19 protein-coding genes are annotated in these 22,459 nt (G+C 57.6%); 4 read left to right on the top strand and 15 right to left on the bottom strand.

All coding sequences use genetic code 11. The features are described 5' to 3' along the window. Positions 1-50: 50 nt before the first annotated feature. From AC1Q5O_RS22375 to AC1Q5O_RS22345, 7 genes are read right to left on the bottom strand one after another with little or no spacing between them, the layout of a single operon-like run. Positions 51-1,106, bottom strand: coding sequence for an ABC transporter substrate-binding protein (locus AC1Q5O_RS22375; protein WP_492566037.1), 1,056 nt, complete (start codon positions 1,104-1,106; stop codon positions 51-53). After that, positions 1,090-2,256, bottom strand: coding sequence for an NAD(P)/FAD-dependent oxidoreductase (locus AC1Q5O_RS22370; protein ID WP_492566036.1), 1,167 nt, complete (start codon positions 2,254-2,256; stop codon positions 1,090-1,092). Before AC1Q5O_RS22370 ends, AC1Q5O_RS22375 begins: the two co-directional genes overlap by 17 nt. Further along, positions 2,253-3,623 carry an FAD/NAD(P)-dependent oxidoreductase gene (locus AC1Q5O_RS22365; protein WP_492566034.1) on the bottom strand — a complete coding sequence of 457 codons (1,371 nt, stop codon included), beginning with the start codon at positions 3,621-3,623 and terminating at the stop codon, positions 2,253-2,255. Before AC1Q5O_RS22365 ends, AC1Q5O_RS22370 begins: the two co-directional genes overlap by 4 nt. Next, positions 3,616-3,924 (bottom strand): (2Fe-2S)-binding protein, encoded by a 309-nt coding sequence (locus tag AC1Q5O_RS22360; RefSeq protein WP_492566032.1) that lies wholly within the window; start codon positions 3,922-3,924, stop codon positions 3,616-3,618. Before AC1Q5O_RS22360 ends, AC1Q5O_RS22365 begins: the two co-directional genes overlap by 8 nt. After that, positions 3,924-4,718, bottom strand: a complete 795-nt coding sequence (locus tag AC1Q5O_RS22355; protein WP_492566030.1) for an ABC transporter permease — start codon at positions 4,716-4,718, stop codon at positions 3,924-3,926. The genes AC1Q5O_RS22360 and AC1Q5O_RS22355 overlap by 1 nt, the downstream gene beginning before the upstream one ends. A 4-nt stretch (positions 4,719-4,722) precedes the next feature. After that, positions 4,723-5,595 (bottom strand): ABC transporter permease, encoded by an 873-nt coding sequence (locus AC1Q5O_RS22350; protein ID WP_492566028.1) that lies wholly within the window; start codon positions 5,593-5,595, stop codon positions 4,723-4,725. Next, positions 5,592-6,665, bottom strand: a complete 1,074-nt coding sequence (locus AC1Q5O_RS22345; RefSeq protein WP_492566026.1) for an ABC transporter ATP-binding protein — start codon at positions 6,663-6,665, stop codon at positions 5,592-5,594. The genes AC1Q5O_RS22350 and AC1Q5O_RS22345 overlap by 4 nt, the downstream gene beginning before the upstream one ends. 173 nt (positions 6,666-6,838) lie before the next feature. On the opposite strand from AC1Q5O_RS22345, the gene AC1Q5O_RS22340 reads away from it, so the two are divergent. Then, positions 6,839-7,648, top strand: coding sequence for an IclR family transcriptional regulator (locus tag AC1Q5O_RS22340; protein ID WP_492566024.1), 810 nt, complete (start codon positions 6,839-6,841; stop codon positions 7,646-7,648). A gap of 469 nt (positions 7,649-8,117) precedes the next feature. Next, the gene (locus tag AC1Q5O_RS22335) at positions 8,118-9,200 is read left to right on the top strand and encodes an acyltransferase family protein (protein WP_492566023.1); all 1,083 of its coding nucleotides are present in this window, start codon (positions 8,118-8,120) and stop codon (positions 9,198-9,200) included. A gap of 75 nt (positions 9,201-9,275) precedes the next feature. On the opposite strand, the gene AC1Q5O_RS22330 is transcribed toward AC1Q5O_RS22335, so the two are convergent. From AC1Q5O_RS22330 to AC1Q5O_RS22320, 3 genes are all read right to left on the bottom strand, one after another. Beyond that, positions 9,276-9,896 carry a 4'-phosphopantetheinyl transferase superfamily protein gene (locus AC1Q5O_RS22330; RefSeq protein ID WP_492566021.1) on the bottom strand — a complete coding sequence of 207 codons (621 nt, stop codon included), beginning with the start codon at positions 9,894-9,896 and terminating at the stop codon, positions 9,276-9,278. A gap of 56 nt (positions 9,897-9,952) precedes the next feature. Further along, positions 9,953-10,435 (bottom strand): GNAT family N-acetyltransferase, encoded by a 483-nt coding sequence (locus tag AC1Q5O_RS22325; protein WP_464663832.1) that lies wholly within the window; start codon positions 10,433-10,435, stop codon positions 9,953-9,955. Positions 10,436-10,520: 85 nt separating this feature from the next. After that, entirely contained in the window at positions 10,521-14,654 is a 4,134-nt protein-coding gene (locus tag AC1Q5O_RS22320) for a Pls/PosA family non-ribosomal peptide synthetase (RefSeq protein WP_492566018.1), read from the bottom strand. A 727-nt stretch (positions 14,655-15,381) separates the two neighbouring features. On the opposite strand from AC1Q5O_RS22320, the gene AC1Q5O_RS22315 reads away from it, so the two are divergent. Beyond that, the gene (locus tag AC1Q5O_RS22315; protein WP_492566331.1) at positions 15,382-16,527 is read left to right on the top strand and encodes an alpha-hydroxy acid oxidase; all 1,146 of its coding nucleotides are present in this window, start codon (positions 15,382-15,384) and stop codon (positions 16,525-16,527) included. 30 nt (positions 16,528-16,557) lie between these two features. Here the strand turns inward: AC1Q5O_RS22315 and AC1Q5O_RS22310 are convergent, their stop codons facing one another. The 5 genes from AC1Q5O_RS22310 to AC1Q5O_RS22290 form a co-directional block, all read right to left on the bottom strand. Then, complete coding sequence (locus tag AC1Q5O_RS22310; RefSeq protein ID WP_492566016.1) at positions 16,558-17,070, bottom strand: cupin domain-containing protein; 513 nt, start codon at positions 17,068-17,070, stop codon at positions 16,558-16,560. Positions 17,071-17,177: 107 nt separating this feature from the next. Further along, the gene (locus tag AC1Q5O_RS22305) at positions 17,178-18,212 is read right to left on the bottom strand and encodes a glycoside hydrolase family 25 protein (RefSeq protein ID WP_492566014.1); all 1,035 of its coding nucleotides are present in this window, start codon (positions 18,210-18,212) and stop codon (positions 17,178-17,180) included. A gap of 141 nt (positions 18,213-18,353) precedes the next feature. Next, on the bottom strand, positions 18,354-19,313 hold the full coding sequence (locus tag AC1Q5O_RS22300) for an isoaspartyl peptidase/L-asparaginase family protein (RefSeq protein WP_492566012.1): 960 nt from the start codon (positions 19,311-19,313) through the stop codon (positions 18,354-18,356). Positions 19,314-19,380: 67 nt separating this feature from the next. Further along, positions 19,381-20,934, bottom strand: a complete 1,554-nt coding sequence (locus AC1Q5O_RS22295) for an ABC transporter substrate-binding protein (protein WP_492566010.1) — start codon at positions 20,932-20,934, stop codon at positions 19,381-19,383. Between the two features lie 55 nt (positions 20,935-20,989). Continuing rightward, positions 20,990-21,559 carry a MarR family winged helix-turn-helix transcriptional regulator gene (locus AC1Q5O_RS22290; RefSeq protein ID WP_346308230.1) on the bottom strand — a complete coding sequence of 190 codons (570 nt, stop codon included), beginning with the start codon at positions 21,557-21,559 and terminating at the stop codon, positions 20,990-20,992. A 145-nt stretch (positions 21,560-21,704) separates the two neighbouring features. Here AC1Q5O_RS22290 and AC1Q5O_RS22285 point away from each other — a divergent pair, with 145 nt between their 5' ends. Then, entirely contained in the window at positions 21,705-22,412 is a 708-nt protein-coding gene (locus AC1Q5O_RS22285; RefSeq protein WP_492566007.1) for a creatininase family protein, read from the top strand. Positions 22,413-22,459: the final 47 nt, after the last annotated feature.

Below are 22,459 nucleotides of genomic sequence, written 5' to 3'. Positions count from 1 at the left end.
TCAAAGCGGTGAGCGCAGCCTTGATCGGTGCTGCGCTCCACCACCATGGATTACCGTTCGATCTTGCGGTTCCAGCGGTTGTTCCATTCGGGCCGGTTCTTGTTGATTGCGTCCCAATCCACAACCCTAGCATTGCTCATATAGGTCTGAAAGGCAGTCAGCTTTTCTTCGCCTCCAGCCGTTCCTGCGTGGGTTTTGACGTTTGAAGGGACGATGTTACCCTTGTCCAGCGCCTTGGCTTGCGCCTCGGCAGAAAGAAGATATTGGGCCAGTTTCTGGCTGAGTTCCGGCTCGCTGTTGTTTGCGATCACACATTCGGAGACCGTCAGCACAACAGATCCCTCCTTTGGCTGGGCATACTCAACCGGAATGCCCTTCTCCTTCAGATTGTTGACGGCAGTCGGCGTGAGCGGAAAGATCGCTGCATCGCCGGTCTGGACCATTTCCGAAATTTTTGCCGAACTGGAGATATACTCCAGGACATTCTTGCCAACCGTATCCGCGAATTTCTCGAATCCCGGTTCGACATTGTTCTCATCGCCGCCCTGGATGCGGTTGAACATCAGAAACGCATGGAGACCAAACGTCGAGACGGAAGCCGACTGGAAGACCACCTTGCCCTTGAATTTTGGATCGGCAAGATCCATCCATGATGTGGGTGCACTCCAGCCATTCTGGTCAAACATCTGCTTGTTGTAGGCAAGGCCCGTCATGCCCATGTCGATGCCGACAGCCATGTCATCTTTCAGCCGTGCACCGGGCGTGATGTCGTCAAGAACCGGTGAAGGCCGCAGTTTCTGGCAAAGTCCGGTACCGATTGCCCGAACCATGACGCCGTCGTCCAGGAACATGACATGCATCTGCGGGTTATCTTTCGCCGCCGTCGCCTTGGCGAGAATATCGGCGGATGTTCCGGGCACGACGACGATCTTGACGTCATTGGCCTTTTCGAATTCAGGAAAAACGTCCTGTGTGAATGTGCGTTCGTAATTTCCGCCATTCATTCCAACGTAGAGCGTTTTCGTTTCAGCCTGAGCGTGCGAGGCGGTTAGTCCTGCGACCGTCAGAGCGATCGTGGATACCAGGCAATTATTCAACTGTTTCATTGTGAGTTCCCTTTTTCTCGTTGTGTTGTGGAGACATGTTTCTGAAGCGTTCGATCGAGAAAGCCTCGATCGGCGTTGCTGTTTCGCCTGATGTGACGAGGTCACACAGGACGGCACCAACTGCCGGTGCCACCTGAAAACCGGCGCCGCAAAAACCGAACGCATGGAAAAGGCCCGGTGTCGTGCCGCTTGGGCCAATGACAGGATTGTTGTCGGGAAGTTGGCCTTCCGTACCCGACCAGAAACGGATCACGTGCGCGCCGGCAAGATGCGGGAAAAGTGTGGTGGCTCGTTTCATGACGGATTGCGCGGCCGTGGTGGATGGACGGGAAAAATCAGGATCGGCAAGGGCATAACCACGCCCGCCACCCATGATGTAGTTCCCGCGCGTCACCTGCCGGCAGTAGAAACCGCCGCCTTCCTCGCCGAGGCTGACGGGCAATCGCGGTGCCAGAGGCTCGGTCACGACCATCGAGGGATAGATGCGGGAGAGCGGCACGTGCTCGGCGAAGTCGGCGGCAATTTTGTTGGCCCATGCCCCGGCACTGTTGATGAGGAAGCGACAGGTTATTTCACAGTCCGCGCCCGCCTGAAGGGCAAACCCGTCATTTGCGCGCCCCGCCGCATGGACAGCGGTCTGTTCAAGGACAATCGCCCCGGCATCCCGTGCTGCCTTGGCGAAGGCCGGCGATACCAGCCGGGGATTGGCCTGTCCGTCGTCCGGACACAGCGAAGCGCCGGCAATGTTTCCGGACAGCCATGGAAACCGGGCTTTTGCCATCGCGCCGGTGTACAGCTCGAGATCAAGACCAAAGGATTTTACGGTTTCGGCATAGTGTTCGAGCTTTGCGAAGTCCTCCGGCGTGCGTGCGAGTTTCAGATGCCCGCTACGCTGGTATTCTCCATCGATCCCGATCAACTCCTTCAATCTCGGCCAGATCTGGTGGGCGCGTTGTGAGAGCGGGATCTGAGCTACGGAGCGGCCTTGACGCCGCACGCCACCATAGTTGACGCCGCTTGCCTGCGCCCCGCAAAAGCCTTTGTCGATGAGAATGACCGAGAGGCCAGCCAAGCGCAGTGCAAGTGCGGCAGAGCTGCCGACAAGGCCGCCACCAACGATAGCAATATCTGCAGAGAAACGCCGGGTCATGCGCCGCCCTCATGCAAAGACAGCGGTAGTGGCTTGACCGGCGCCTGCGCCCGCAAGCGTCCGATTTCCGTTAGTGTGAGCTTTTGCGTGGATGAAAGAACTTCCGCCAAAGCCGCGCTGCACATGCGGCCCTGACAGCGCCCCATACCCGCGCGGCTCAGCGCTTTCAGCCGGTTGAGCTCACGAAGGTCGTTTCCATGCACCGTGTCAACAACGGAGGAAACGGTGATTTCCTCACAGCGGCAGAGTTTTGTCTCGCCCGGAACCTGTTCAAACCAGTTTTCCGGGAATGGGAATGCCTTTTCAAGAACATCCCTCAGTTTGGCTTTCCGTCGGCGTGCTTTCGCAAGCACAGACATTCGCCCGCGATCAGCCACCGCTCCGGAATCCTGGATCAGGGCGAGGGCGGCAAGTTCGCCTGAAATCTCCGCAGCATCGGCACCGGCAATGCCGCTGCCATCACCGGCGAGGTAAACGCCCTTGCGGTTCGTGCGGCCAGTCTCATCCGTTACCGGCAACCACGTACGATCCCGGCCATCAAAGCGGAATGAACAGCCCGCAAGGTCTGCCAATTGTGTTTCGGGACGAAGCGCGAAACCGTATGCAACTGCGTCACACGCTATGGAATATGTCTTTGCGCCGGATTTAAAACTCAGCCCCTCGACATGTTGAGAGCCGTCCACACCCGTTGGGCGAACGTTGTAGCGAATCTTTACGCCGCGGCGAACGAGCCTTGCCGCATAGGACATGCCGATGAGCACGAGACGCGGATCGAACCGGAATGCGGAGAGAAGATTGAGCTTGGCGGTGAACGGAGCTGTGTCGAGTACAGCGGCCACGCTGGCGCCGGCCTTCAGATATTGCCAGGCGACAAGGTAGAGAAGCGGGCCTGATCCGAGGAAAACGACCTTTTTGCCGATGGTGCAGCCCTGTGCTTTCAGTGCGGTCTGGGCTGCGCCCAACGTATAGACGCCCGGCAAAGTCCAGCCGGGAAAAGGCAGCACACGGTCGGTGGCGCCGGTCGACAGGATCAGATTTTGAAAGCCGATCTGCTGATGATCTCCATTGACCATGAGGTGGAGCTGATTGTCCGCAATATTCCAGACCAGTGTCTGCGGCCGGTAATCGATGGACGGGAGCAGGGCATCGAATTCACGGTGCAGTCTGGTGGCCTTGGCTGCTTCCGAGCCATAAAGATCTGTGGTGCTGCGGCCGTCATCGAGGTAGGGACGGCGATAGATCTGACCACCGGCACGGAAACCTTCGTCGATCACGATCGGGCGCAACCCCGCAGCGACAAGCGTTTTTGCGGCGCAGATGCCTGCAGGCCCGGCTCCAACAACCACCGGGGGTGACGTATCATTCATTGCCGGATTCTCTTGTTATGAATGCCATCTGCGCCTCGAGAGGCGTGGTGCACGCCCGCACCCGTGCTCCGCAGGCAAGGGTCACGAAGCAATCCTGACACGCTCCGATAAGACAGAACCCTGCACGCGGCTCACTGGTGAACTCGCTCTGGCGCAGGCGGTCTGTTACGGACATGATGGCCACGAGTACCGTGTCGCCGCGCCGTCCGGAATATACAATGCCATCGATCGTGAATGGGATGGGCGCTTCATCGCGTCTGAAGTGACGCTGAAACTGCGACCGGGAATGATGTGCGGCCATCAACCTTTTCCAACCAGCAGTTGATCAAGCCCGAACAATCTGTCGAGTATGATCATGGTGATGCCCGTCAAAGCGATCATCAGGGTTGAGACGGCAGCCATCATTGGATCGATCGACTCGCTCGCATACATGTACATGCGCACCGGCAGGGTGATGGTTGATGGTGCAGTCACGAAAATCGACATGGTCAATTCGTCAAAGCTATTGATGAAGGCAAGCAACCATCCGCCGCTGATGCCGGGCAGAAGCATCGGAAAGGTAATCCGCCGGAACACGATCCATTCACCCGCGCCAAGTGTACGCGCCGCCATTTCAGCGCTGAGGTCCATGCCGTTCAGGGCGGCCAATATCAGGCGGAGGGCATAGGGCATGATCACCATCACATGGGCAGCCACGAGCCAGCCGAAAGAACCGGTCGCGCCGATGAACGAGAAGAGCCGCAGGAAGGCCACGCCGATCACCAGATGCGGAATGATGAGCGGCGACAGAAACAGGGCATTGAGCGCGTCCCTGCCTCTGAATGAATACCGGGTGATGGCGAGCGCTGACGGTACGGCGAGTGTCGTGGAGATGGTTGCCGAGAATAAAGCCAGACGCGCGCTATTCCAAAATGAAGCGACGAAGTCGGGATGATGGAAGACCGCCGAAAACCACCGCAGGGACACGCCATCCCATGGCAGGGAAAGCGTGTTCTGGGGCGTGAAGGCGACGAGGCAGACCACAATCAGGGGTGCCAGCACGAAGAGGACAATCAGGCTGTGAAACGCGAGGGCAAAGAGACCATTCTTCTGCATGGCGTTATCCGAGCCTCCGCTTTGCCTGACGCTCCACCATGCGGTTGTAGGCCAGCATGATCGCAAGATTTGCCAACAGCACGATGATCGCAATCGCCGCTCCGAGCGGCCAGTTCAGCTCGATCAGATATTCATCGTAGACCACCGTTGCCGCCATTTTGAGCCGCCGACCGCCAAGGAGGCCAGGGATGGCGAAGGCACTGGCCGAAAGTCCGAAAACGATCAGACTGCCGGAGAGAATACCGAGTGTTGCCTGAGGAAAAACAATCCGGCGCAAGGCGGTAAACCGCGAAGCGCCCAGCGATAGTGCGGCGGCTTCAACCGTCGGATCAAGCTTCTGTAAAGCCGTCCACACGGGAATGACCATGAAGGGTAGCATGATGTGAACGAGCGCAATGACGATGGCCGTTTCCGTATAAAGCAGCTGTACCGGCTCGAGGCCGAGCATGGCCAGCGCGTGATTGACGAGGCCATCGCGGCCAAGCAGCATACTCCAGCCAAAGGTCCTGACAACGACGGACACCAAAAGCGGCCCGATGATGACAAGCAGGAAGATCGAACGCCACGGCTTGCCCATGCGCGTGAGAATATAGGCCTCCGGTGTTCCCAAGAGGACCGTGATCACCGTGGTGAGCAAGGCAAGACGCAACGTCCGCCAGAATATGGCGAGGTAATAGGGATCCTGGAGAACGGTCAGATAGTTTGCCGTTGTGTACCGGTTCTGCACGCCGCTGCTGTAGTCATAGACATTGAATGACAGAACGGCCGTCAATGCGAGGGGTAAGAGAATAAGCCCGATGAACAGCAATGTGGCCGGTGCCGCGAGAATGAATGGTGCCGGCAGGCGCGGCGAGGGTCTAATCGCTGCGCCTGTCATGATTGCAGAATCCCTTCCTGCTCAGCGGCCAGTATCCGGCATTCTTCCATGTTCCATGCGAGCCCCGTGACCTCTCCTTCAGATGGCGGCGGAGCGCCCAGATTGGCCACCGAGACGGATATTTCGCCCGCTGGCGTTGCAACACTGAGAAGCCACTGGTTTCCGAGAAAATAACGGCTCGATATTGATCCGCACAGCATACCGCCGGCGGGATCCGTCAAGCGGATCTTTTCCGGCCTGACCGACAGGCAAAGTTCGCCGCCCGGATAGTTTCCCGTTGCCGGTATTTTCAGATCCGTGTTGTCAACGAGCAGCGATACACCAGCAGTTTCTTTCACCGCGCGGGCGGCCAGAAAATTCGACTTTCCGACGAACGAGGAAATAAAATTGTTCTTCGGGTGTTCGTACAGGCTGTAGGGATGATCGACCTGTGTGATCCTGCCACCTTCCATCACCACGACGCGATCGCTGATCGACAGGGCTTCCGCCTGATCGTGGGTCACCATGATCGTGGTAATGCCGACGACGCGTTGAATGCGGCGCAATTCGAATTGCATTTCTTCGCGCAGTTTGGCGTCGAGATTTGAGAGAGGTTCATCGAGAAGCAGTACGGGCGGCTTGATCACGAGCGCCCTGGCAATTGCCACCCGCTGGCGCTGGCCACCGGACATTTCGCGCGGATAACGATCGGCGAGGGCGGTCAGTTGAACCAGCGAAAGGATTTCCGCAACCTGTCTGTCACGCTCGGCCTTTGCAATTTTCCGCATTTCCAGCCCGAAGGCGACATTCTGCGCGACGGTCATGTGCGGAAAGAGCGCATAGCTCTGGAAAACAACGCCAAGTCCGCGTCTGGCCGGTTTCTCCCGCGTGATATCCCGGCCGTCGAGGGCAATTCTGCCGTTTGTCGGCGCCACCAGTCCGGCGATCATCTGAAGGGTTGTTGTCTTGCCGCAACCGGACGGCCCCAGCAGCGAAATGAACTCGCCTTGTTCGATTTCAAGATCAAAATCACGAACGGCAGCAAACTCTCCGTAAAGTTTGGAAACCCGTTCGAGGTGTAAGAATCCCATACCGTAATCCCCTGAATTCAGATCCGCCATCGTGGTTGCTTTGTGGCAGTTTCACTATTAGTGACCCAAATCCGGAGGGTTCATCAAATGGAATCTTGTATTTTGGAATAAAATTAATAAAAATTCTGAAATACGAAATTGTTGTACTAGTTTGCAGAAAAATGGTTGTGGAAATGAAACAGCAGGTCGAAACAAGCACGAGCCTGAACAAGGCCGTAAACCTCATGAAGGCGCTTTCGCACGGGCCAGCAGAAGGCATGCGGCTGAAAGAGCTGGCCCTGACTGTCGGGTTGAATCAACCATCGGCCCACCGCTTGCTGAAATCACTGGTTGCCGAGAGCCTGGTCGAGCAATTGCCAGGCAGCAAACTATACCGCCTGTCCCTCGAGTTCTTTTCAATGGCTGCTCAGGCACGCCGCCGCGACGGTATTCTGGAGATCGCAAGGCCATCGCTCCTTCGGCTCTCGGCAACCCTGAATGACACGGTGTTTCTTCTCGTTCGCAGCAACTTTGACGCTGTCTGCCTGGATCGCGTGGAAGGGCCATTTCCAATACGGTCTTTCACAGGTGATATCGGCGGGAGGGTGCCCCTTGGAATCGGCCAGGGAAGTATTGCTATCCTGGCTTTTCTGCCGGAACCGGAGCGTGACGCAATCATTCAGTTCAATATGCCACGCATTCTGGATCGCTCGCAGATTGATGAAGTTGATCTGCGTATCAAGATAGAGGAAGTGCGGCGTCTGGGGGCTGCGCACATCAATTTTGACATGATAGCAGGCATGGCGGGGCTCGGCGTGCCTATCATTGATAACAGGGGCTGCGCAGTCGCCGCTCTCAGTATCGGCACGCTGTCCGATCGTTTGACTGATGCGCGCCGCGCTACGATGACAGAGCTTTTGAAGTCAGAAGCCGCTGCGATCAGTGCGAAACTCAATCCTTTTGATCCGGCATTGCGTTATCCAAGCCAGGCGCTCTCGCGTTAGGCGCGCGCGTACAGTTTCGCTGAAAGCGGACCGTTGGCCGTGAAAGCGATGAAGAGAGATGAGATGGGCTTTGGAGCAACCCACTGCATTATTTCGGCGATGTGCTTGGCTCGCGCCGGAGCGGGAGACTTATCGGTCGCTTTTGCGATTTGAACTTGATCTATTGTTTCAGCGACAAGAACAGAACCCGGTCGTAATAAGCTATCATGCTCAATACCGCTTGACACCGCTTGAAAAGCCCGCTGCAAATGCTCAGCGCTCCACTATCAAATTCGTTACAGCAGGTTAAGACAATTTGACCGAACTATCGGCGCAATAGGTAACAACTGACTGGTAGGGTGAAACAAGAATATTCAAAGACTACAACATGACGCGAAATTTCAGGGGAATGCGCGGTGTTGGCTGGGGGGTCGGGTAACGGTTCGTTGCTTTAGGCTGACAATTTTCTCTAACTGCTGAATGATGAACCATGTCTTTAAACCGACTATCACATATCGATGGCCTGCGGGCTATCGCTGCACTCTCCGTTTTGGTTCAACATATGTTCGGCGACATGCTGCGCAGCAGTGCTGCTGGACCAGGAGCTTTGTTCAGCTTCGCTGGCCAGTCGATTGATAATATCGACCTTGGACGGTTCGGCGTCGTTCTATTCTTTCTGATCAGTGGTTTCGTTGTCCCGTTCAGCATTCGCGGTGATCGGCCTCTCAAGAGATTTGCGATATCGCGCCTGTTCCGGCTGTATCCGGCGCTATGGGTTGCGATTGCCGCGCTGACAGCGTTGTACTGGAGTGACGGGAACACGCCGAGCCTTGCGACGATCACAGCGAACTTGACGATGGCACCGGCCCTGTTCGGGAAAGCCTGGCTTTCCAGTATTTACTGGACATTGTTCATCGAGCTTGTGTTCTATTTCCTGGCTGCTGCATTGTTTGCAACCGGATTCCTCTTTGATTTTCGTGCGATCTTTGCGTTTGGACTTCTCCTCGTGGCGTCGACAGTTCTGCCGATTTTGGCCCGGCTTTCTTTCTCTGCAAATATTCCCGTCCAATATATCGGGTTGCATCTGTCATTCTTGTTCTGTGGATTGCTGCTGCGTCTCGCCATCATGGAAAAGGTTAGATATGCCGGGCTTGCAGCGATCGGCCTGCTTTGTGTGCAGTTTGCTTCAATAGCGGCAATATCAGATTTTTCACTTGGGCGTGACGATGGTTTTGTCATCACTGGATTGCAACCGGTGCTGGGAGCCTATGGGCTCGCGGCGGTTGTTTTCATTGCTGCGGTCCGGAGCGCGCGACCAAACTTTGCGTTCCTCTCGTTTATTGGTCAGATCAGTTATTCGATATACCTGTTCCATTGGATCGTCTGCACGCTTGTCTACCGGGTTTTTCCATTGACTGGGCAATGGAGCGATCTGCTTGTTATGAGTTTGTGTGTACTTCTTACGATTTTGGTCTCATGGGCCGTATTTGTGGTCGTGGAGAAGCGGATGATCAATTTTGCAAAATGGTTGACCGCCGGCAGCAAGCCACTGCGCCCCGAGATGGTGATTTGACGTGGGGATTGCAGTCAAATTCCAACGGATATCCGGTTCACCCGACTAAATCGTCCGGTCGCTTGGGCGGGCGGGTCAGGCGAATCCGACCGGACCACTGCCGCGAACAAGGGCGAGGGCGACCACTCTTGGCGCAATGCAGTATGTGAGACTCACCCTGCGTCCCGTGCTGGTCATCGCGTGGCCTGCGTTCAAATCCACCGCGATATCGTCATAGTCCAGCATGTCATGGTCGAGCGGATACACAGCCTTGTAGACGGCCTCCTTGGCTGCGAACAGGACACGGCCGGCAAGGCTCGGCTCCACCGCGTCTGTCACATCGTCCCGGGTTGCAACGAGCGCAAAAATATCATCGGGGAGCGCTGTGGCAGGTTCGACATCGATGCCGATTGAGCCGATCTTGGCTGAAAGAGCTGCAATCGCGGCTACGGCCATTTCCTCGTCATGGGCGAGAGAACCGGTCATGCCCATGGGCCATACCGGCGCACCGGATGACGCGCGCAGGATCGCAACGTCGTTCAAGCCATGTTCCGCCAGCAATCCCCGTGCGACCCGCCGCGCCGCGCCACTGGCCCGGCGCCTGGCCGGGTGGCGTGACGGAATGGAATGCGCTTCCCGGGGCAGCAGGCAGGCCTCATCTCCGTCACGGATACTTCGGCATCCGACCCGGACGCCCTCCGGCGCAATGTCATTCATGGCTTCCAGGAGGGTTAATTCTGCTGACGGATTTGCGGAGATGCGGGGTGGATGTGTCACGGATCAACCGTTTGCACCGGCAGAACCAGATCGGCGATCATTTCTCCGTCTTCGTCCAATCCTTCTTCCACGAAGCCTGCGGCGCGATAGAGGTGCCGCGCACCTTCGTTTTCCGGTTCATAGCAGATCGAAACGTGCCGCACATGTCCAAGGCCACTGATTTCGTCCAGCACCTTGCGCAAGGCAGCTTTGCCATAGCCTTTGCCCTGATGGGCGCGATCGATCATAAAACGGTAGATCGTCGCCTCGTCATCGTCTGCGGGCGCCTCGTACATCAGGAATCCGACGACGCGGTCCCCGGCCATCACGACGCGGGGCCGTGCATCCGTATCAAGAGCGGCCTCATCCAGGGATTCCGTATTGCTTGCAACAAAATCCAACTGCTCCGGGGCAAGTTCAAGCGATATCACCAGGGCCCTGACGGCCTCGGTGACGGGTGCGAGCTCGACGTCAACAGTCTTCCCCTGGCGGTCTGTCAATATGCGATCTCCGACACAATCTCCTGGGATGCAAGCATCCCAGGAGCGTTTTGCAGTTCAACAATCCACATCGCGAAGACGAGGGTCAAGCGGTTGTCTTCACACCACCGTTCAGAACAGGCGTGACAAAGCGATGAAGCTTGGCCGGGTTACCCCGCCATATGGAGTTGGGCTCCAGCACTTCGCCTTTCATCACGAATGAATCCGCATCCACCACCGACCCGTTGCCCATCACGACACCGTAATGGATAAAGGCAGCAGGTCCGAGCGTGCAGCCGCGGCCGATGCGGATGAAATCGGACTTGAATGCACCTTCTTCGAGCGAATGGGCCTGAATGACGCTACCTTCATTGAGGGTGGCATCATCGCCGATTTCCACCAGCGAACGTTCGGTCAGATTGCTGCCGCCGTCATAAACCCTCCGGCCCATCTTGACGCCCAGCAGGCGCAGGATCATCGGCCGGAATGGCGTGCCGGCGAACAAGCGGATGATGGGCGAATCCGCCAGCTTCCAGTGGCGTTCGTGATGCCAGAAAGTAACGTCATAGATCGTCGTCATCTGCGGCTTCAGCTTGCCGAAACCGAGGCTTGCCCGCTCCACCAGAATATAGAATGGAATGGTGATGACCGACGTCAGGAGCACGGCGACGAAGAGCGCGGTCTGCGCCCATTCGGTGTAGTAGTTGAGCGCGCGGTCCCAGATCACCAACGTGACAAACAGCATGACCCATTGCGCCGCCAGAAACAGCAGCGCTGTCATCGCATTGTAACGGTTCTTGAACTTGAGGCGATGGCGCCGGTCCTCTTCGCTGATGCCGGCGATAAGTTCCTTGTCGCGGTTGACCATGCGAGGGATTTCAAAGGACGGCGAGCCGAGAAGGCCGACATTCTCACGGACCGGTCCGTCAATGGGGATCATCACTTTCGTGCCAAGCAGGCAGTTGTCGCCCGTCTGTCCGTCCGGCGGATAGTAGATGTTGTTGCCCAAATAATTGCGGTCGCCAATCTTCGTATGCTCAAGCCGGAAGGAGGAGGCGGACTTGTGCATGTTGATCATGAAAAGCCCATCCGACACCATGGTTTGGCTGCCGATTTCGCAAAGGAGCGGATTTTCGTGCTGCTGGTTGCTGCCAAAATTGGAACCGGTCTGCACCACCTTGTTGAGGTTCCAGCCGATGGCGCGCATGTAGTGGACGATTGCCGAGCTGTCGCCGAACATGAGATTGAGAACGCGCGAATTACTGGTGAATTCGACCACAGTCTGCAACCAGTAACGGAACCCGTAAAGCGTGTAGGTGCGGCCGGATTTCAAAATCAGACTGAGCAGGCGAGGCACGATTGTTGCTGCCAAAAAAGCCACGACAATATATCCGAACAACGTGACGGTGGTGCCGATCGCCACGATGCCGATGGTTTCCTGGTAGTCGTCGCTGACATTCTGCCAATAGCTGTGGAACAGCAGCGGGATCGGGGTGACGAGAGTAAACAAGCCCACCAGTTGAACGGCTTCAAAGAGGAAGCGCCGGATATTGGACGGATTGACGTTGCGAACCTTGCAATAGTCAGCCGTCGTCGGCACTGCCGGCGATCCATGCCAGCGGATACCGTCTGGGATGCTCTGTCCGCGCTGAAGCGAGGAAGAATGGCCAAGCTGGGAGCGGTCGCCCATCTTGGTGTCGATGTCGAGCGTGCAGCCCACGCCGACAAACGCATCGTGACCGATGGTCAGCGATCCCGTCTGGATATAGCCGGCTTGGGCTCGATAGCCAAGGATCATCGATTCCTTGCGCAGTATCGCATTGTCGCCAATGGATATGAGGTCTGTGCACACTGGAACGGTGCGGCACTCAATGACTGCGTTTCGTCCGAGCTTGGCTCCGAGGAGCCGCAGATACAGATTATAGAGCGGGCTGCCGCGGAACAGCACAACAGGGGCTGTGCGGATCAACGTCTGCAGAACCCAGAAACGATAATAGCGCCAGCCCCAGATTGGGAAGACTTCCGGCTTCCAGCGCCCGACAAGCACCCATTTTGCAACAATGGCAACGCCTGACATTCCAAAGAAGATGCCACCCGAAAGCAGCACACAACGCAGATAGAGCTGCAGCGGCTCGTCGAGCTTGTCGTAGGTCCAGTTGAGTCCGCGGTCCAGTGCCCACAGTCCAAAGTAGCTATAGAGACCGTAGAAAAGCAGCTGCGCCGCTCCGCAGGTCCAATAGGCAATGTTCGACGCCCGGTGCGTAAGAACGCGCTCGTTGACGGCGGTCGCCATCTCCTCGGGTATGCGCAGATGCTGCGCAAGGCGGGCGACGGTGGGATAGAGATAGATATCCCGCATGGACGTCGTCGCCCATTCTTTCCGGGTGCGGACGCGCGCGCAGAAACGGGCCATCAGCAGAGAATTGGCGCCGAGATCGTCGAAGAAGTTGTCCTCCACGGACACCTCGTCGAACTTCAGCACTTCGGCCAGCACGTCGGTCAAAAAGCGTTCGTCATCATTGCTGGGCGGGGTGATGGTTCGTTCGGCCGACAAACGCACGCTTGTCGGCTTGGGAAGCTGGCGCAAGTCCACCTTGTTCGAGACGGTCATCGGGATGGCGGCCAGCTCTTCCAGATAGGATGGCACCATGTAGTCGGGCAGGCGCCGTTTCAGCTCTCCGGCAATGTCGGCGCGGGAGATCGGCGGCATGCCGCTCTTGGGAGCATAATAGGCAACGAGTTCGACACGGCCGGGTTCAATTTCCCACGTCGTGACGGCGGCCTGTGCGATTGCGGGCTGCTCCAGCAGCACGGTTTCGATTTCTCCGAGTTCGATGCGGTAGCCGCGGATTTTGACCTGGGTGTCGATGCGCCCGTGATACTCAATCTCGCCATCGTCATTGATCCGGCCAAGATCACCCGTCCGGTAGATGCGCTTTGAAGGATTGTTCGGCAGGTCGAGAAAATCGGGAATGAATTTCTGTTCCGTCAGGTCCGGCCGGTTGAGATAGCCCACCGCAAGACCGATGCCGGCAATGCCGATTTCGCCAAGCTCACCTGGCTCAGTCAGTGCCGACACGGAAGGATCGATCACGACAATGGAGTAAGTGGGCAGCGGCGCGCCGATGGTCACGGGCCTGTCGGGTGTAAGCAGGCCCATCGTGGCGGTAACGGTGGCTTCGGTGGGGCCATAGGTGTTGAGGATTTGCCGTCCGGGTTTCGACCAGCGCACCACAAGGTTGTGCGAGCATGCCTCGCCGCCCACCAGCAGCGCCCGCAGACTGGGCACATCGCTCTCGATGGAGGAAAGCAGGGTCGGGCTGCAGGCCATGCATGTCACGTCATTCGCCCGGAGAAAATCAGCCAGTTCCTCGCCAACCAGTGTCAGCGGTCCCGGCGCAGGCACTACCGTTGCACCGGCGGCGAAAGGCACCCAGATCTCTTCCGCAGAGAAGTCGAAGGCGATGGTCATGCCCTGATAGACGCGGTCGCCCGGCCGATAGCCGTAGGATGCGGCGGCGACCCGGACGAAGTTGCAGATGCTCTGATGCGTGATGGCCACGCCCTTGGGCCTGCCGGTGGTGCCCGAGGTATAGAGGATATAGCAGATGTCCTCGGCCGCGGGGGCTGCTGGATTCAACGGCAAAGGCTTGTCGGGCTTGGCGGTGATTTCGGCTGCAGCCCCGTCGATCAGCACATGGGGAACAGGCAACTGCTCGACCCGGGAAGAATAGGCCGCAATGGTGATGATCAGTCCGACATTGGCATCTTCGATGATGAGCTTCATCCGCTCTTCGGGAAAGGCGGTGGCGAGCGGAACAAACGCCGCACCGGCCTTCATCACGGCCAGCAATGCAACGTAGGTCTCGGCGGAACGGTCGAGCAGGAGTCCGACCCGGTCGCCGGGCTGCACGCCCCGATCCGCCAGGAGACGGGCGAACTGATTGGCGCGCCTGTTCAGCTCGCGATAGGTCCAGACGCGTCCTTCGGAGATAACCGCCGGTGACGCATCATAGGTTTGTGCAAGCTCCTCGAAGAAGCGGTCGAGCCGTTCACCCGGGCGCCCTTCCTGAGCAAAGTCAGCACCCGTCAAAATCTGCGGGCGTGCAATCGTTCCGGAGTCGGAGGCGTTTTTTACAATCGCATCAATACTTCCGAAGCCAGTCCTTGCTACAGGCTGGTTACTTGAATTTTCCGCCGCGCCCCTGTCGCGTCCGGCACCGTCAACACCATGGTCCATTTCCAAACTCTCTCGTCGTAGGTCGAGCATCGCCGGGCTTATGCCCGCAGAAAACACCGTGCTGCCTCTTCAGCGAGCACTGTCTATCGGCTGATTGTGCGCGGTAGCTGCAATTGACCTTTCAGTCATGGAGGGCGGAATAGCCTAAGCTTCCATAAAAGAAAAGCCCGCAACTCTAACTTGCTTTTGCTTTGAACCCCCGTCCTCTGCCCATCACACGTGTGACGATATCATATAACGCCAAGATCAAGAACTTTATTGATAATATAACTGACAGATAAATCTTTTGAAAAATCGTGAACCGGAAGTAATTTCCCCTTGTCTCCGTGGAAAGAAGTGCCGACCGCAAGCAGGAACCGACCAACCGGAGAAAAGTGCGCTGCAAGGGACCGCTCCTTATTCCATTTTCAGTATAGGCAGCCCATTTTTCGACAGATTGCAAGTCCGACTATTGCTGGCAGAAGGACGAAGACAGCAGAAGAGATCATTCAGATGAAGAATATTATTCGGGTTCGAGCTTTTTCGGGCGTCTTCGCGGTGACGTTAAGTGCGACCGGGCAGGCATAAGATTTTACGCTGAGTGATATTGCCGCCACAAATGACGCATGGGCAATATAACCGAGGCTCAGCCTCATACCTGTTGGAAAATGATGTCTTGTCGCCACACTTAGTGCATCCGCAGCAATTCCCGCCTATTCTGAGGCGTGAATCAAACAAGGGTTGAATGATGCGTCTGAGCGATTGCCACAATTTCCACGATTTCAGGACTTTGGCCAAACGGCGGCTGCCGGGGCCAATCTTCGACTATATCGACGGGGCAGCGGATGATGAAGTCACCTATCGCCGGAATACGGAAAGTTTCGACCGTTGCGATCTCATTCCCAATGTGCTGCGCGGGGTAAAGAGTGTCGATACATCCGTTGTCGTCATGGGACAAAAGCTTGCCGTGCCCTTCTACTGCTCCCCGACGGCCCTGCAGCGGCTGTTTCACCATCAGGGAGAGCATGCTGTTGCAGCCGCAGCGGCAAGGCACGGCACGATGTTCGGTGTTTCATCGCTGGGTACAGTCAGCCTTGAGAAACTGCGCAAATCCTATAGCGGCCCGCAGGTCTATCAGTTCTACTTTCACAAGGACCGCGGCCTGAACCGGGCGATGATGCAGAGGGCCAAGGACGCTGGCGTCGAGGTGATGATGCTGACAGTCGACAGCATTACCGGGGGTAACCGCGAGCGTGATTTGCGCACCGGCTTTTCCATTCCGTTCAGGCTCAATCTTGCCGGCATGCTGCAATTTGCCATCAAGCCGCAATGGGCACTGAACTATCTCACCCATGAACGCTTCAGCCTGCCGCAACTGGAAGAACACGTGGACATGGGCAACGGCGCCATGTCGATCAGCCGGTATTTCACGGAGATGCTGGATCCCTCGATGGCTTGGGATGATGTTGCCGAAATGGTGCAGCACTGGTCAGGGCAGTTCTGCCTGAAGGGCATCATGTCGGTGGCGGATGCAAGGCGCGCAGTCGATATCGGCTGCACGGGTATCATTCTCTCCAATCACGGCGGCAGGCAACTCGACGGATCGCGCGCCGCATTCGACCAACTGGCTGAGATCGTTGACGCCGTGGGCGACAAAATCGATGTGATCATGGACGGCGGAATCCAGCGCGGGACGCATGTGCTCAAGGCCTTGTCCATGGGCGCCAAGGCGGTCGGGATCGGACGTTATTATCTTTATCCCCTTGCCGCGGCCGGTCAGGCTGGCGTCGACCGCGCGCTGGATCAGCTCAAGATCGAGATAGAGCGGGGAATGAAGCTCATGGGCTGCACCTCCGTTGATCAGCTGACCCGGGAGAATCTCAAGCTGCGATAGATCGGGAAATCTTGGCTGGAAGGGGCTGCCCTATTGCAGCGCGCCGCCTTTGGTGCGGCCCCAACGCCTGCGGGCGGCATCACTGGCGCGATAGATGAATGATGCCGGTGCAGGCAGGGTACGGCGCATGAACGCGACCTTCTTCAGATAGCGGTCTATCTTCCAGGTTGCCCATGTTCCGCCGGTAAAGTAGGCAACATCTCCCGCACGCAAGGTACGGGTAAGCCCTTCCGCGTCTGTGACGTGCACTTCACCTTCGAGAATGCAGACGGTTTCGTCCCAACCGAAATACCAGCGGAAGGTTCCGGCCGTGCAATCCCATATCGCGGTGTAGGCCGCCCGGTCGCGGCTCGCGGATTGTTGGCGTGCGCGCGCCTGCGGGTTACCGTCCAATATCCAGTCGGGATTGATGGGAGCGGGATTCAACTGCATTTCGAGGGCGTTGTCCGATACGAGACCAGAACTGCGCGGCCCGGTGAAAACGTTCGGCACCGTCCGTGTCATGGCAAGTACGGCACTTGCCAGCATAAGTCTCCACGCCATTGTTTTCCCCCTTCAGAATGGAACACCTTGAATAGCGGCCATTCGTCAGAATTAGGTTAAACCCGGGACGCAAATTGCATGTAATTGGCGCCACGCTTGCGTGGCGCTTAACCTGCCCGCGCCGTCACCCAGTTGTGCCATTCCTCCTCACTGCCATGGAATACGTTGAGGTCAATTCGGCCACTGACGCCATGGGAAAGGCCCGAACCGGAATACTGCCAGAACAGCCAGCGCCGGCCGGGATAAACCTTGGAGGGATGAGCGGCGACCGCGCGCAACCAGAAGGGATAGTCGGCAAGCTCGCCCCTCAGATTGTCCCGATAGAAATCCGGGGCGGTGTAGATGATCGGCCGCTGGCCATAATGTTTCTCCAGCTTGTCCATGAAGACCTGCATCTTTTCCAGCACCTGCGCGCGGGAAGGGCGCCGCTTGCAGCTCGATTCGCCATTCCATTCCACATCTATCGCAGGGGGAAGCGCACCGGGTTCCCGGGGAACATTGCGGATGAACCAGTCAGCCTGCTCGCCCGCCGTGCGGCACCAGTAGAAGAAGTGATAAGCGCCCCGCTTCAGACCGGCTTCCTTGGCCTTGCGCCAGTTGGTCTTGAACATCGGGTCGATATGATCGCCGCCGTCGGTAGCTTTGATATAGGCGAAATTGGCGCCTTGCGTACGCAGGTTCGCCCAATCCACGTCACCCTGCCAGCGCGACACGTCAACCCCGTGCACGGCGAGTTTCTTCGGCGATGCCGGCCCGAAATTAATGGGTTTGGCATCGCGGAAACGGCGGCTGTAGATCTGCATTCGGGCCTGCGGCGCAGGCTTGACCATGGGATCCGTGGAGGTAGGCGGGGGGACCGGCCTTTCCGTTGGGGCGGCCATGACAGGGGATGGTGCCGGAGGCAGGATCGCTGCCGATTCCGGGACCGGTCCGGCCCATGCCAGAATTTCCTGCTGGGGTACCGGTGAGGGGGGGACGGTTGCCATGGCGATACGCTTCACCGAACGGCTTGGCCGGACTACCGAACTGGTCATTTCCTGCGAAGGCCGTTGCGCCAGCACATCGTCCACGCCCGAACTGGATTGACAGTTCGTCAGCACGAGGCACGAAAACATGATTGTCAGCACACACGAAACACGCATAGGCACCCGTACTCGAAATAACTGTCGATGGCGCGAACGAGGCCAATCGGTTTCACTGCTGCAATTGCTAACAGGAAATTACCAAGAAAGACTGAATCCCGATTTTAACCATAAGGTGCCGTCAACCATGCCGCCCAGGTCTTAGCGTGGAAGATCCGGGAGTTGGAAAACTTTGTCGTGCGTGCCGACAAAGACATCACCGTTGCTGGTGACCCAGCCGCGGAACATGCCATCGGTATTATACGGCGCGACGATGGAGCCGTCGGCACCTACGGCAACCAGCCCGGCACCTGCATTGTGCCGTTTGAGGTCTTCGTGGATGACCTTGTCCGAAGCTGTCTTGAGGTCTTCTCCGAGATAGGCCATCCGGCTTGCGATCTCGTGACCGACGACATGGCGGATGAATACTTCACCCTTGCCGGTACCGGATACGGCACAGATGCCATCCCGCGCATAGGTGCCTGCACCAATGATCGGGGAATCGCCGATACGGCCATCGGGCTTGTTGTTGTAGCCGCCCGTTGAGGTCGCAGCTGCGAGATGACCGGCGGCATCAAGCGCAACCGCGCCGACCGTGCCGTGTTTCTCAGCCTCCTTCGCCAGCGCGGACGTGCCCCGGGCCTCATGGGCTTTCATGGCGGCAAGAGCGATGAGGCGGCGTTCGGTCGTGAAATAGGCTTGCGGTTCCGTGGCCAGTCCAGCCACTTCAGCGAAACGATCGGCCGCCGTTCCATTCAAGAGAACCGCATCTCCCTTTTCCATGACTGCGCGTGCTGCCCTTATGGGATTGCGGATAGCCCTGCTGGCGCAGACCGCACCGGCAGCCAGGCTGGAGCCGTCCATGATGGATGCATCCAGTTCATGGATACCGTGTTCGTTAAGCGCGGCGCCGTATCCTGCATTGAAATGCGGGCTGTCCTCCATCACCACCACCGCAGCTTCCACCGCATCGAGCGAGGAGCCGCCGGAACTCAGAATTGCCCAACCGGCTTTCAGTGCCGATGCCAGATCGGCGCGGGCGCCGGCCCACTCAGCCTCGCTCAGATCAAGTTTGGCCATCACGCCGCAACCGCCGTGAATGGCCAGAGCTATGTTCGTCATGTCTGTCTTTCCTGCGTGTGAAACAACAAAAGGGCCGGATCAGTATCCGGCCCTTTCACGTCGATGCTTATTGCTGCGCCGGACGGATATTCATCGCCAGCGTGTCTTCGTCCGCCCGGGGTGTCAGGACGACTTTGGCCTTCTTCACGGCCCAGGCGCTGAGCTGCGTTGCGAGAGGCAGGTCGGGGCGGTCCGTTGCGACGAGATTGTTGGCCTTTTCCAGAAGGACGCGGCGCTTGTCCGTATCCATCTCGGCTCCGGCGTCTTCAATCAGCTTGTCCATCTGCGGATTGGCATAACCGCGGACATTGAATGCGCCCAGCGATTTTGCGGTGTCATGGGCGTGCATCAGCGACGAGAGCATGTAATTTGCTTCGCCCGTCAACGTGCCCCAACTGGCCATGTAGAGTGAATACTCGCCCCGGGTCTTTGCCGGATTGAACACAGTCGCAGGCACGCCATTAACATCGGCTGTGATGCCGATTGCGGCCAGCATCTGCGCGACTGTCGGCCCAAGCTCGTTTGGCATGCGATCATTGGCATAGCTGAGCGTGATCTTGAAGCCGTTGGGATAACCCGCATCCTTCAGCAGTTCCTTGGCGCGCTTCAGATCGAAGGCCGGTGCCTGGAGCGACTTGTCATAGCCGAAGATATTCGATGTGACCAATTGGGTCGGCACGACAGCCATCCCTTCCAGGGCGAATTCGACGATGGTTTGGCGGTCGAGTGCGAGATCGATAGCTTCGCGCACACGCGGGTCGAGCAGGGGATTCTTGTCGAGCTTCGCGCCGCTCTTATCAAAGACCTGTGGGCTTTTCTCACGGAAATCGAACTCGAGATAGCTGATATAGATGCTCTCGTTCTTGACCACGGCAAGCGACGCATCCCGTTCAAGCACCGGCACATCCGCGGCGGGCACTTTCGAAATCACATCGACCTGTCCTGCCTTCAACTGTGCAACGCGTGCTGCATCATTGGGTATTTCCTTGCGAATGACGCGATCCCAGGGCTGTGCTCCGCCCCAATAGCCGTCGAAGCGCTGGAGAACCAGATCCTGTGTCGGAGCCCAGGAAACGAACTTGTAAGGGCCGGTGCCGATGGTTGCCTTGCCTGAATTGAAGCCTTCGGCCGCTGTTTCCTGCGTTGAGTAATTGGCGGCTGCCGTATGCGAGGTGATGAACAGACGCACAAAATCATTCGGCAGAGTGGGCGCGGGGCCTTCTGTCTTGACACGCACGGTGAATGGATCGACCACCTCCACCGATTTGACCCGGCGCACAAAGATTGTCGCGGGGTTGGGGCCGGTGACATGAGGAATGCGTTCAATGGAGAATTTCACATCTTCCGCCGTGAAATCTGATCCATCGTGAAACTTGACGCCCTGACGCAGCTTGAATTCCCAGGTCGTCTGGTCGATGACTGTCCAGCTGAGCGCAAGCGATGGCTCCAGCTCGAGATTGCTGCCCGAGCGGATGAGTGTATCGAAAATATGCTTGGTTGCTTCCGCGTTGGCTGCGGTGGCAGTGAAATGCGGATCCATCGAAGCCGGCCCGGCCTTGATCGCCATGATAAGGTCTGCGGCGATGGCTTGGCCTGTGCCCAGCAGGAGTGCAGTTCCCAATAAGAGGGCTCTCAGTCTTCTTTGCATTGTTGTTCCCTATTCCAGAGGTTGCTTCTTATTCTTCGAATGCGGTTGCGTCGGAAGAAATCGTGTCGGGCCAGCCGCGCGAAGCGATGACCATTTTGGCGAGGATGTCGGACAGCATCATGCGTTCGGCGGGGCTGAGTGCCTCCAGCATCATGCGTTCCCGGTCGATCATGGGCGCCATCTTGGCTTCGACAATCGCCCGGCCTTCCTGCGTCAGGCACAGGACGACGCGGCGAAGATCTCCCAGATCCTCCTCGCGCCGGACCAGCTTGAGGCGGTCGAGCTTCTTGGTTGCGCGGCTCAACGTGTTCTTTGGAAAACCGGAACCGGCCACCACTTCCGAAAGCGTGGTGCGGTCCCGCAGAAACAGCGAATAGAGCACGACGAATTCGGGGCGCAGCAGGTCATGATCCGCATTGATCGTGCCATATACGGGGTTGTTGTAGTGCAGTGCCAGATAGTTGATGCGGAAGGAAAGCCAACAGGGGTTCGACCACAGCTTTGCATAAAGAATATCGCTTTCCGCAATACTCTCATTCGGCGCTGTCGTGCGTCCGGCACGGCCCTCCAGCAGCGCGAGATCGATCAGGTTCTGCATGCGCGCTCCTCACCATTAAGTTCCATTAGGGACAAAATATCTTGCTATTGCTGTATGTCAAACGTAATTTTTGTACCATTTGGAACTTGTATGCGCACGATCCTTGTGTTTATGCTTGGGGACGAAATCAGCAGAGGTAAGAGGCATGCGCATAAGTGCGATGAACTGGAGTCAGGTTGAGGAACGCGTCCGCAGGGATGACCGGTGCATCCTGCCCATTGGCAGCGTGGAGCAACACGCGCGGCTGAGTCTCGCCACCGACATGATCCTGGCGGAAAAAGTATCGGTCGATGCAGCCGAGCCGCTCGGCGTTCCGGTTTTCCCGGTCTTGCCCTATGGGCTTGCTTCAAGTTTTGCCGATTTTCCGGGAACCGTATCGCTGGGCCTGCGCACCTATGTCGGCGTGATCGAGGACGTCCTTGATAGCCTCTATCATGGCGGTTTCCGCCGTATCCTCATTGTCAACGGCCATGGGGGCAACACGCCGGCGGCAACGGTTGTTTCCGAATGGCTCAATCGCAATCGCGATGCCAGTGTGAAAATGCACGATTGGTGGCGTGCACCCAAGACCATGGGCAAGGTTCTCGAAATCGACAATCGCGCATCGCACGCCTCCTGGATGGAAAATTTCCCCTGGACGCGCCTTCCGGGTGTCGCCCAGCCAGACCATGCACAGGAACGCGTTGATTTTGGCGCGCTAGCCCGCGTCGGCGCCGGCGGCAAGCGGGCACAGCTTTCTCAGGGCGAGGGCAACTACCACGGACTGTTCGAACGACCCGATGCGGACATGCTGGCGATCTGGGATGTTGCCGTCGGGGAAACACGGGAAGAGCTGGAAAACGGCTGGCATTGATTGTTGTCACCGGGGGAGGCAGGAAAACCCGCCGGTGACAGCCAATT

This window comes from Phyllobacterium sp. MT110 (assembly GCF_058792715.1).
The sequence above is the reverse complement of the archived record's forward strand: the minus strand, read 5'-3'. Positions and strand labels throughout refer to the sequence as shown.

What these genes read in the sequence shown, in the direction of transcription:
- AC1Q5O_RS22300 (WP_492566012.1), bottom strand. Translation starts at nt 19,313, where the DNA reads ATGACGAACATAGCTCTGGCCATTCACGGCGGTTGCGGCGTGATGGCC.
- AC1Q5O_RS22315 (WP_492566331.1), top strand. Translation starts at nt 15,382, where the DNA reads ATGCGTCTGAGCGATTGCCACAATTTCCACGATTTCAGGACTTTGGCC.
- AC1Q5O_RS22350 (WP_492566028.1), bottom strand. Translation starts at nt 5,595, where the DNA reads ATGACAGGCGCAGCGATTAGACCCTCGCCGCGCCTGCCGGCACCATTC.
- AC1Q5O_RS22285 (WP_492566007.1), top strand. Translation starts at nt 21,705, where the DNA reads ATGCGCATAAGTGCGATGAACTGGAGTCAGGTTGAGGAACGCGTCCGC.
- AC1Q5O_RS22365 (WP_492566034.1), bottom strand. Translation starts at nt 3,623, where the DNA reads ATGAATGATACGTCACCCCCGGTGGTTGTTGGAGCCGGGCCTGCAGGC.
- AC1Q5O_RS22375 (WP_492566037.1), bottom strand. Translation starts at nt 1,106, where the DNA reads ATGAAACAGTTGAATAATTGCCTGGTATCCACGATCGCTCTGACGGTC.
- AC1Q5O_RS22355 (WP_492566030.1), bottom strand. Translation starts at nt 4,718, where the DNA reads ATGCAGAAGAATGGTCTCTTTGCCCTCGCGTTTCACAGCCTGATTGTC.
- AC1Q5O_RS22340 (WP_492566024.1), top strand. Translation starts at nt 6,839, where the DNA reads ATGAAACAGCAGGTCGAAACAAGCACGAGCCTGAACAAGGCCGTAAAC.
- AC1Q5O_RS22335 (WP_492566023.1), top strand. Translation starts at nt 8,118, where the DNA reads ATGTCTTTAAACCGACTATCACATATCGATGGCCTGCGGGCTATCGCT.
- AC1Q5O_RS22370 (WP_492566036.1), bottom strand. Translation starts at nt 2,256, where the DNA reads ATGACCCGGCGTTTCTCTGCAGATATTGCTATCGTTGGTGGCGGCCTT.
- AC1Q5O_RS22290 (WP_346308230.1), bottom strand. Translation starts at nt 21,559, where the DNA reads ATGCAGAACCTGATCGATCTCGCGCTGCTGGAGGGCCGTGCCGGACGC.
- AC1Q5O_RS22345 (WP_492566026.1), bottom strand. Translation starts at nt 6,665, where the DNA reads ATGGGATTCTTACACCTCGAACGGGTTTCCAAACTTTACGGAGAGTTT.
- AC1Q5O_RS22330 (WP_492566021.1), bottom strand. Translation starts at nt 9,896, where the DNA reads ATGAATGACATTGCGCCGGAGGGCGTCCGGGTCGGATGCCGAAGTATC.
- AC1Q5O_RS22305 (WP_492566014.1), bottom strand. Translation starts at nt 18,212, where the DNA reads ATGCGTGTTTCGTGTGTGCTGACAATCATGTTTTCGTGCCTCGTGCTG.
- AC1Q5O_RS22310 (WP_492566016.1), bottom strand. Translation starts at nt 17,070, where the DNA reads ATGGCGTGGAGACTTATGCTGGCAAGTGCCGTACTTGCCATGACACGG.
- AC1Q5O_RS22360 (WP_492566032.1), bottom strand. Translation starts at nt 3,924, where the DNA reads ATGGCCGCACATCATTCCCGGTCGCAGTTTCAGCGTCACTTCAGACGC.
- AC1Q5O_RS22320 (WP_492566018.1), bottom strand. Translation starts at nt 14,654, where the DNA reads ATGGACCATGGTGTTGACGGTGCCGGACGCGACAGGGGCGCGGCGGAA.